2 protein-coding genes are annotated in these 1,705 nt (G+C 46.8%); both read right to left on the bottom strand.

Going from position 1 to position 1,705, the window contains the following annotated elements; translation table 11 throughout:
• Positions 1-260: 260 nt before the first annotated feature.
• On the bottom strand, positions 261-554 hold the full coding sequence (locus O9295_RS19185; protein WP_149977109.1) for a hypothetical protein: 294 nt from the start codon (positions 552-554) through the stop codon (positions 261-263).
• On the bottom strand, positions 551-1,153 hold the full coding sequence (locus O9295_RS19190; protein WP_288034594.1) for a nucleotide-binding protein: 603 nt from the start codon (positions 1,151-1,153) through the stop codon (positions 551-553). Before O9295_RS19190 ends, O9295_RS19185 begins: the two co-directional genes overlap by 4 nt.
• Between the last annotated feature and the right edge of the window lie 552 nt (positions 1,154-1,705).

Genomic DNA, 1,705 nt, shown 5'->3' on the forward strand with positions numbered 1-1,705 from the left:
TGTCAAACCGCCGACACCATCGGTCAAAGCATGGGGGCATCGCGGCTGGGGTTGTCTCTTTCATCGCTGCTCTTTCAACGTAAAGTGCTTACTCTTTAACGATTATACTCGATTTGATCTTTATTTAGCGTTTAAGTCCCACTAGATAATCTTTAGTCATCCAAGAGGATATTTGGGCAGATAAAGCCATTGTTACCAGTTGCTCTACTGGTATGTTTTGTTTATCTGGTTATCTGGTTATCTGGTTTTTTGGGTTTCTGTTAATCTGGTTTACCAAATCGATCGCTAAGGGCTGCCATGATCACCGCAGTCATGGTCGTTCCCTGCCGTTTGGCCTCCGCCGCCCAATGTTGCCGCAAGGATTTGGGAACCTTGACACAAAGGTTTACCTCCGGCTCATTCTGGTTTTCTTGATTGCCAAAAGTCTGACTTTCTGGCAAACCAGTATTCTGGGTTTTTGGTAAATTGGTATTCTGGGTTTCTGGTAAACCGGTATTCTGGTTTTCTGGTTCTCTGGCTTTCTTAATTAAATCGCCGTACCTGCCCGTCGTCATAAAACCTCCAATATGGCTAAATTTTCCTCTCCCAAAGCTTTGTAATCCTTCCATGCCGCTCTTAACCTAGCATCATCGAGATTGCGGATGGGAACACCCGCTAAAGCGGCTTTTTGATAGCCGACGGTTCTGCGAATCATCGACTTGAAAACAGGGATACTGCCCTCGATTAATTCCTGACGTAGTATTTCACCTTCCCGATTCGGTGGTGGCGGTACGATCGTGATCAGGGCGCGGTAATTAGCGTCTCCCAAATCTTTAGCCGTTTCCAACATCGGCTGCAGACTGAGAACATCGGGGGCGGTGGGCAAGATCAGGAGTTCGCAACCCTTGGCCAACTCTTTGAGATCGTCGGAATGGGGACGGGCGGGAGTGTCGATGATGACGAAGTCCGCCCCGCCGATAATCTTCATTGCCTGCCGCTCGTCGGCAACGGTGAAAGGAAGCTCCCCCCTCTCCGCCCAACCCAGAGCGGTGCGGTTCGGGTCGCCATCAACTAATACCGTCCGACCTCGATCGCTGAAATAGGTGGCGATATGCACGGCGGTGGTGCTTTTTCCCACGCCGCCCTTGTAACCAGTAACGGTAATAATTTTCATAGATTGTGTCTCGATGCGGTAGTCTCCACTTGCGTCGTCTAGGCAAGCCCCGTCCTTTTTAGGCGGGGTTAGTGATCTGGTTTTCTGTTTTTTACTCTTGATCTGCGAACTGGTTTTCTGTAAAACCAGATTGCCATAAAACCAGATGAATAGGATCGTCTCTGGTAATGAGGCTTTCCGCAAAACCAGATTACCGTAAAACCAGAATTGCAGTCACATTTGGATCGATTCCGTGAACTGGTTTTCTGTAAAACCAGATTGCCATAAAACCAGAATTATTCGGCTCGATCAAGAAATTTTTCTGTAAAACCAGATTACCATAAAACCAGATAAATTAGAATCATGTCTGGTAAGCAGGTTTTCTGTAAAACCAGATTACCATAAAACCAGATAAACTAGAATCATATCTGATAATGGGACTTAAACGCTAAATAAAGATCAAATCGAGTATAATCGTTAAAGAGTAAGCACTTTACGTTGAAAGAGCAGCGATGAAAGAGACAACCCCAGCCGCGATGCCCCCATGCTTTGACCGATGGTGTCGGCGGTTTG

This window comes from Microcystis sp. LE18-22.4A (assembly GCF_027531105.1).
In the GTDB taxonomy this organism is placed as follows: Bacteria; Cyanobacteriota; Cyanobacteriia; order Cyanobacteriales; family Microcystaceae; genus Microcystis; species Microcystis aeruginosa.